Source organism: Staphylococcus agnetis, assembly GCF_002901865.1.
Lineage (GTDB): Bacteria > Bacillota > Bacilli > Staphylococcales > Staphylococcaceae > Staphylococcus > Staphylococcus agnetis.
The window spans coordinates 22,489-30,960 of record NZ_PPQF01000050.1 but is presented as its reverse complement, the minus strand read 5'-3'; the positions used below and the strand labels follow the sequence as shown (position 1 = coordinate 30,960).

Genomic DNA, 8,472 nt, shown 5'->3' with positions numbered 1-8,472 from the left:
AGATGTGTATAAGAGACAGAATTAATACAGCTGACAAACAGCATGTACAAGTCAATGTTGCTGATAAAGGCGTTCCTGTTGCCGTTCAAAACTTGGCTCAAAAAGAGTACCTTTCTTACGTCACTTCTTTAGACAAATTATATAACAAAGAAAAATCATCCTACACATTAGGTGAACCTTTCAAAATCTATAAGTTTAATAAAAAAAGTGATGGTAACTATTACTTCCCTGTATTAGATGAGAAAGGTAACGTCTCTTACATTGTTACAATATCTCCTAAAACCGCTAAAAATCCTGATTTAAAATCGAATTATACGATTAACGTCTCTCCATTTTTATCAAAAGCTTTAAATCAATACAAAAATCAAGACATTACAATTTTAACCAATTCTAAAGGTTATTATGTGCTCACTCGAAATCATAAAGCTAAACAAGTTTTAAAAACCCCACGTTTAAGTAAAGATAACTTAAAAGAATCAGATGATACGTCGAAAGTGACAGATATTACTGAATTCAAACATAAAGCCTCTGTTACAAAACCTACACGTCAATATCAAAAAAATACTGCGACATATAATAATATGTACGTAAATAAACTTAAAAACTTCAAAATCCGTGAACAACAAGGTAATAATGGTTGGTGTGCGGGTTATACAATGGCTGCATTATTAAATGCCACTTACAATACTGATAAGTATTATGCTGAAGGTGTAATGAGGTATCTTCACCCAGATTTAACTGGCGAAGATTTTCAATTTACTGGTTTAACCTCTGATGAAATGATTAAATTTGGAAGAGATCAAGGTAGAGACCCAAAATTATTAAACAGAATGACTTCATATGATGAAGTAAATGATCTCACTAATCAAAATAAAGGGATTGCCATTTTAGGAAAACAAATTGAATCCACTAATGGTCTTCATGCTGGTCATGCAATGGCTGTAGTTGGAAATGCAAAATTGGAAAACGGTAAAGAAGTCATTATCGTTTGGAATCCATGGGATAGAGATTTTATGACACAAGATGCACAAAGTAGAGTTATTCCAGTATCTAATGGTGATCATTATCACTGGTATTCTTCTATCTACGGATATTAATAGCGATTAAATTAGAAAGGATTTTATAGTATGACACATTTTGACGTATTTAGTATAGATAAACAATGTTCTATCGAGGAAACGCAAGATCTTCTTCATTTACTTAAGGGAGAGTGGTACCCTGAAGGTATAGATACGAAACCTTTGAAGTTTAAACTGGACTCACCTGATGCTTCTCATTTTATATGTGAACGCGTCAATAAAACACGCCATGATATTTTACTGTATCATAAAAAGAACAGCTCAATTATTATAGAAATACACATCGCTCATCCAACTGAAATTATACTAAATATTAAAAATGTAAATGCTTTAGGAACCTCACCTAAAATGACTTTTATCAAGAAGTAACACCCTGTGTTTTTAAATAAGCAACTCTCCTTCGCTCATAAATTTCATAAATATATTTTGCCCTTTTTATAAAGAGAGGTGGCGGCGTCATCGGTTAAATTTATTTTCTCCGCCCACCTCAAATCATTGATTGTAGATGCAAACTATTGAAAGCCTTCAAAATTCTCACTTGAATTTCGAAGGCTTTCTTCACTGTGACTCCCCGCAATATACGTTTAAATACATACTTGAAGGTGAACTTTTTATATTATGAATAAAATCAATCTGAGATTTACAATTACTTAACAATATCACCATTTATTTAATGACAAAATGTAACTTTTCACTTACAATAACATAGGGTTAAGTAAAGGAGTCATAACTATGATTGAAGCCATTATTTATAATATATCAGTATCCATTGCTGGTATCTATCTATTTCACCGTCTTCAATATGCAGAATCTCACGATTTTAGGTTCTCAAAAAGTTATATTACTGTATTGATGACGATTGTTGGATTATTACTGGCACTTTATCCAGTTCCTATTGAAACATATCACATTCAACTTTCATTTGTTCCTTTATTATTTTTAGGCCGTTATACGAATGCGTTCTATACATTCATATCGGCATTACTGATTGCAACAGTGAGCTACTTTGTCCTAGCGACACCATTAATATTTGCAATTACACTTTTAATGATAGCAATCGTAGTGAGTACTATTGGACCATTTATAAGACAAAATCATATTATTGCCATTCAAATTTTAAATATTATTACAATCGTACTACTATGTATCATCGCCATATTTGTACCGAGTTTCGATATCATTGAAGTCTTATATTTACTCCCATTATCCATCATTGCGACATTAATCACTGCACTTTTTTATGTTGATTTACATCGGTTCTTTACTCTCATTGATCGTTACGATAACGAAAGTAAAATTGATTATTTAACCGGCTTAGGAAATGTAAAAGAGTTTGATCGTCATCTTAATGCACTCACGCAACGTGCTGAAGCTAAAAAACAAAGTCTCGCATTAATATTAATTGATATCGATGGGTTCAAAGATGTAAATGATGCGCATTCACATGAGGCTGGTGATGCTATTTTAAAACAGATTTCACACCTACTTCAAAATTATGTGCCACCAAAACATAAAATCTTTAGAAACGGTGGCGAAGAGTTTTCTATTGTTATTAAAAATTATTCATTAGATGAATGTGTGAAATTAGCCGAAAGTATCCGTAAAGGGGTAGAAAAATCTAATTTTCATTTACCTAATAAATCGGTTATTAAGTTATCAGTTTCTATTGGTGTAGGCTATTTAACAAATGAAGATTACAAATCACAACGTAAGGTCTTTAAAGATGCAGACGATATGTTGCATATCGCTAAAAATGAAGGTCGTAATAAAGTGATGTTTAATCCAATTATTAAACTCAAATAACAAACCATCTAAGATAGTTGTCAACTCCCGAAGTCATTGCATGTAACAGAACGATTTCGGGAGTTACACTTATATATCTTTAGATGGTTTCATTTATGTTGCTATATAGGTGACAATAACAAAATGAATAACCTCACCGACTAGCACGTCACGAAATATGAGATAATGGGATAAGAATCCTGATGTTATTTATTCAATAAACATGTTAAGTGATTGAAACATGCCAACATTATATCAAATGATGGTCCAAACTATTCTGTTTTTGAAATCACACACATGATAAATTATCAACGTTTTCTACCTCAGTCTCTTGCAACATCACCCTATCACATGTAGACTGACAATTGATTTAAAAGATAAGGAGGAGAAGCACATGGCAGATTCCTTAACAATTATCGATGAAAATAAAGTCATTGATGTTGTGCTATTAGCTGGAAAAGTTTTATTAGAAAGTGGTGCCGAAACATACCGTGTTGAAGATACCATGGGGCGAATTGCGGCGAGTTTTGGTCTCGAAGATACGTACGCATTTGTCACATCAACAGCAATCATGTTTTCATTAAACGACCGTACGAATACGCGTTTAGTACGTGTACGCGAAAGAACAACAGATCTTGAAAAGATTGCGATTGCCAATAATGTTTCTCGAAAAATTTCGCAAAATCAACTGACTTTAGATCAAGCAAAATCCGAGTTAATCCATCTTGAGCATGCGTCACTACAATATTCGTTTATTCTAAAATTTATTTCAGCTGCTATTGCTTCTGGGTTCTTTCTATTTATGTTTGGTGGCGTCGCGCATGATTTTATTTATGCTGTTATGGCTGGTGCCGGTGCATTTTTAACATTTGACCTCGTTCAACGCTATATTCAAATTAAATTTTTCTCTGAATTTATAAGTTCCATGGTTGTTATTACTATTGCTGCCTCTTTTACAAAGTTAGGAATGACGGTCAACCAAGATATCATAACGATTGCTGGGGTTATGCCCTTAGTTCCTGGTATTTTAATTACCAACGCTATACGTGATTTAATGGCTGGAGAACTCCTTGCAGGTATGTCACGCGGTGTTGAAGCTGCGCTTACTGCATTTGCTATTGGGGCTGGCGTAGCAGTCGTATTAATTATATTTTAGGAAGGTGTGTAGAAAATGACGTATATGTTTTATTATATTGCTCAATTTTTAATCAGTTTTATTTCCACAATGTTATTTTCAATAATCTTTAACGCACCTAAAAAATTACTTGTTGCTGTAGGTTTTGTTGGCGCAATGGGATGGATCATTTATAAATTCACGATTGATTTAAATTATGGAGCTGTTCCGGCCGCCTTTTTAGGTAGCTTTATTTTAGGTGTAATGAGTCACGTTATGAGCCGGCGTTACAAACGTCCTGTTATTATCTTTATCGTCCCTGGTATTATTCCACTTGTACCCGGTGGCGCCGCTTATGAAGCGACACGGTTACTTGTTTCAAATGAATATACCAAAGCTGTGAACCAATTTTTAGAAGTTACTTTAACTTCTGGCGCGATTGCATTCGGGATATTATGTGCTGAAATCTTTTATTACATTTATACGCGAATGAAACACCACTATGCTAAACTAAAAGGTAAGTCTTACAAAAGAGGCTATCATATGAATAATCGTATATAAGGGAGTGTTAACATGAAAGCAAACATCATCGAAAGATTAGAACGTTATGTCAAAATTAATACACAATCCGACCCCAAAAGCGAATCGACACCATCTTCTAGCGTACAGTGGGATTTACTACGTTTATTAGAAGATGAACTTAAATCAATGGGTTTGAAAACGGAATTAGATGGCCATGGGTATTTATTTGCCACGCTTGAAAGTAACACGCAAAAAACCGTTCCTACAGTTGGATTTTTAGCACATGTAGACACATCCCCTGACTTTAATGCTAAAGACGTATCACCTCAAATTGTCGAAAACTATGACGGCGGTATCATTCATTTAGGCGATTCTGGCAAAACTATAGATCCTCAAGTTTTTCCTGATATGCATCAAGTCAAAGGCCATACATTAATGACTACCGATGGTACAACTCTCCTCGGTGCGGATGATAAAGCCGGCATTGTAGAAATCATGGAGGCACTGCAATTTTTAATCGATCACCCAGAAATTAAACACGGACGCATACGCATTGGATTTACTCCTGACGAGGAAATTGGACGCGGGCCACATCAATTCGATGTCGAACGATTTAATGCTGATTTTGCTTATACGATGGATGGCAGTCAGTTAGGCGAATTGCAATTTGAAAGCTTTAACGCTGCTGAAGCGCACATCTTCTTTGAAGGAGTCAATGTGCACCCAGGTTCTGCTAAAGATAAAATGGTGAATGCCCTATCGCTCGCAACGTCATTTCACTCACAATTGCCTAAAAAAGAAGTTCCTGAACATACTGAAGGTTATGAAGGCTTTTACCATTTAACAGAAATGAATGGCACTGTTGAAAAAGCATCGTTACACTATATCATACGTGATCATGACTATGAAACATTTGAAAAACGCAAACAAAAATTGATTCAACTTCAAAAAGACATTAACACGCAATACTACTACGATCCTGTTCGTATTGTGATTAATGACCAATATCGCAATATGGCTGAAAAAATCACGCCACATCCGCAAATTATTGAAATACCAAAACGTGTTTATAAAGCGTTGGACATTACACCAAATACTGCACCAATACGCGGTGGGACGGACGGCTCTCAATTGTCATTTATGGGCCTCCCTACACCGAATTTATTTACAGGTTGTGATCATTTTCATGGTCCATATGAATACGCATCAATTGATGTGATGGCACAAGCTATCAAAGTCATTGTAGGTATTGTTCAAGAAATTGAAAAAGAAGCATAAATAAAACCGGCGAAATTAGGAAAGTCATCATTCCTAACTTCGTCGGTTTCTTTATAAAGATGCTTTTAATAAATTGATAGATTGAATTACATGTGTACGGAGTTGCACTCCTAATTTAAAATCTGGATAAAGCGGTGGCATTTCATCAAATAAATTGAACATTGCAGTTATACCTTGTTTTTCATAACGTTCAAATTTCTCAGAAGTACCGCATATGGCTACAGCAACTTTATCATATTGATGGGCTAATTCAGCAATACGTAATGATGACGTATCAATAACCAAATCACGTTCATTGATGCCTTCACCAAAGATGATAAGGTCAGCTTGTTTGACTAAAGATTCGAGACCAGTAATTTGATCTACCAGTTCGTGACTTGTCATTAATTCAGCATTAAACATTGCTTTAAATACAGCAGCAATACCCCCACCAGCGCCACCACGCTCAATGTGACCCAATGATAGTTGTAACTCGTGTTTTAAAATCTCACTGAAATACCAAATTAAATTGTCGATTTCAACCGCTTCATCACGCGATAAGTGTAATGCTTGGTAACTTTGTAAAATGGCACTATGCTTACCGTACATTTTACTATCAAAATCAATCAGAATTTGAAAGTGCGTTTGATTCAATCTTTCATCTAGTCCACGCGTATCTATACGACGGATATGCTTCAGTTGATTTAATCCTTTTCGCATATCTACAATCTCGCCATCATCGTTATAAAATACTGCACCTAACGCTTGTAACAATCCTGCACCGCCGTCAAATGTGTCAGTTCCTCCAACAGATATCGCTATTGTTTTCGCATTTTTACTTAAAGCATGATGAATGACTTCACCAAGGCCGTAACTTGTATGATTCAAATAATTAGATGTTCCCTTTAAAAATTGTTCAGCTTGAATCACGGTCAAACCATCTTCTGTTTGACCGTAACGCACTTCTATATCATTCATTTCTGCATCATGCGCCTGAATACGATATTGTGTTCCTGATTTCCACATAAATACAGAATTTAATAATTCGTGTCGACCATTAAATAATGGTACTTGCACGATGTCTGCATCTTTAATTTGACTCGCAACCGCTTCTTCAACATACCGGTTGGCGTCATAACTTGAAAGGATGCCATTAAATTCGTCCATCGCTACGAGTACTCTCATATTTGTCACCTCTTGACATGTTTAATTATTATCCATTATAGCCTTGCTTGATATTTAAATACAAATGAACAGAACGCCAATAGGTCATGACATTTAACCTAAAAGCGTTCTTAATCACTTTACTCAGCTTTAGCTAATGTTGCGACAGTAATTTGATCATGATTGCCATGCCAAGTCGCTATACCATTCACAAAATAGAATGCTTGGGGTGACTCATGTTTAACCCCTGTTTTCTCTTCAATATAATTGGATAATTCGCGTTCTTCTTGAACGATGAGATAATACCCATCCATATCCCTTTCATAAAGGAATTTATTAAATTGATCCATTGCACGTTCTGATATCGGGCACGTATTACTATGTTTTAATACAAAGATATATGGATTCTGTTGGATGACTTGTTCAAACTGATCAATAGACGTCAGCTTCGTCGCCATACTTTTCACCTCTAAGTTATTTTCTTGTTTATTATTTTATTCGTACATCTTGTGTATTTTCTCAATGGTATTCATTATACACATAATCTAAGTTATTGTTAACCTTATTTTAAAAAACGATATTCCCAGTTAAGGAAATGTTATTGCAATTTACTTTCAATTTCATCATTTTTTTCATTATATTTCGCTTCATAAGCCTCTAATTCTTCAGGCGTTTTAACAATCTGTTTAATATTTATTTTAGATAAACGGTGACTATAAGTCGCACTTTGGGCACGTTCTTTATAAAAATCTTCTAAAGCATAATTCATTTGAATCGCATTTTGGCGTGCTTTATTTACGTTTGCATCGTTAATGCGCAGTTGATTTAATGTTTTTACATTTTGTTCAATAACTGGCACTACTTCTGATTTAATACTTTCAGATTGTTGACGCCCATCTTTTTCTTCAAGCACATTCGTGGCCACTCTCTTAATATGCGCATTTTGATTAATGAGCGTTTCTTCAAGTTGCTCACTTTCATTATTGCCATTTTGTGTCGCTTTAGATGCCATTAAATTGCGCTCTACCTTTGAACGTAATGCGTCAAATTTTTGAGTATGCGCTACAATATTTTCGTTTGATTCAATTGTTTGTAAATACAATGAAAGGAACGCTTCTATTCGTTTAAGTGCATGTTCTTTTTTCTTCACTGCTTCCATATAGGTTGTTTTTAAAGTATCTAACTCATGATTGTTTGCGGGTAATTGATTTGCCGCTTTTTTGTAGACATTAAATTTTGGCTCTAACGTATGTTGCATCGTTTCGTTTTTCTTTTCAAACAATGCTTTATTATCCTCTATAGCATCATTACGATTTATTGATTTAAGTTGTTCTAAATGAGCTGCCTCAAGTTCATTATAATAAGCTTTTTCTTTTTGTTCGACTATTTTCATTTTATGGTCAAAAGTTGCTTTTTCTTGCGCATTATGATGACCACAACCTACAAGTGCCAATAGCATTAAAATTACAAGTAAACATAAGAAAATATGCTTCATAGCATCCCTCCTTATAGATTTTTCTCCAATCATATTCAACTTAAAAATGATGTATGGTA

The 8,472-nt window shown here is 34.6% G+C and carries 9 protein-coding genes; 6 read left to right on the top strand and 3 right to left on the bottom strand.

Features of this window, described 5'->3' with window-relative positions:
• The 6 genes from CD172_RS08185 to pepT form a co-directional block, all read left to right on the top strand.
• Positions 1-1,097, top strand: a 1,097-nt coding sequence (locus CD172_RS08185; protein WP_103346043.1) for a C47 family peptidase, incomplete at its 5' end; no start/stop codon positions are given.
• 30 nt (positions 1,098-1,127) lie between these two features.
• Positions 1,128-1,448, top strand: coding sequence for a staphostatin A (locus tag CD172_RS08180; protein WP_060552447.1), 321 nt, complete (start codon positions 1,128-1,130; stop codon positions 1,446-1,448).
• Between the two features lie 363 nt (positions 1,449-1,811).
• The gene (gene gdpS / locus CD172_RS08175; RefSeq protein WP_037567855.1) at positions 1,812-2,882 is read left to right on the top strand and encodes a GGDEF domain-containing protein GdpS; all 1,071 of its coding nucleotides are present in this window, start codon (positions 1,812-1,814) and stop codon (positions 2,880-2,882) included.
• A 373-nt stretch (positions 2,883-3,255) separates the two neighbouring features.
• A complete protein-coding gene (locus tag CD172_RS08170; protein ID WP_037567853.1) occupies positions 3,256-4,017 on the top strand; it encodes a threonine/serine exporter family protein in 762 nt (253 codons plus the stop codon).
• 24 nt (positions 4,018-4,041) lie between these two features.
• Positions 4,042-4,536 (top strand): threonine/serine exporter family protein, encoded by a 495-nt coding sequence (locus CD172_RS08165; RefSeq protein WP_037567866.1) that lies wholly within the window; start codon positions 4,042-4,044, stop codon positions 4,534-4,536.
• Positions 4,537-4,548: 12 nt separating this feature from the next.
• On the top strand, positions 4,549-5,775 hold the full coding sequence (gene pepT, locus CD172_RS08160) for a peptidase T (RefSeq protein ID WP_103346042.1): 1,227 nt from the start codon (positions 4,549-4,551) through the stop codon (positions 5,773-5,775).
• A gap of 51 nt (positions 5,776-5,826) precedes the next feature.
• Here the strand turns inward: pepT and CD172_RS08155 are convergent, their stop codons facing one another.
• The 3 genes from CD172_RS08155 to CD172_RS08145 form a co-directional block, all read right to left on the bottom strand.
• Positions 5,827-6,939, bottom strand: a complete 1,113-nt coding sequence (locus CD172_RS08155) for a glycerate kinase (RefSeq protein WP_085622714.1) — start codon at positions 6,937-6,939, stop codon at positions 5,827-5,829.
• 119 nt (positions 6,940-7,058) lie between these two features.
• A complete protein-coding gene (gene ytxJ / locus CD172_RS08150; protein ID WP_103346041.1) occupies positions 7,059-7,376 on the bottom strand; it encodes a bacillithiol system redox-active protein YtxJ in 318 nt (105 codons plus the stop codon).
• A gap of 140 nt (positions 7,377-7,516) precedes the next feature.
• On the bottom strand, positions 7,517-8,413 hold the full coding sequence (locus tag CD172_RS08145) for an EMYY motif lipoprotein (RefSeq protein WP_157950521.1): 897 nt from the start codon (positions 8,411-8,413) through the stop codon (positions 7,517-7,519).
• Between the last annotated feature and the right edge of the window lie 59 nt (positions 8,414-8,472).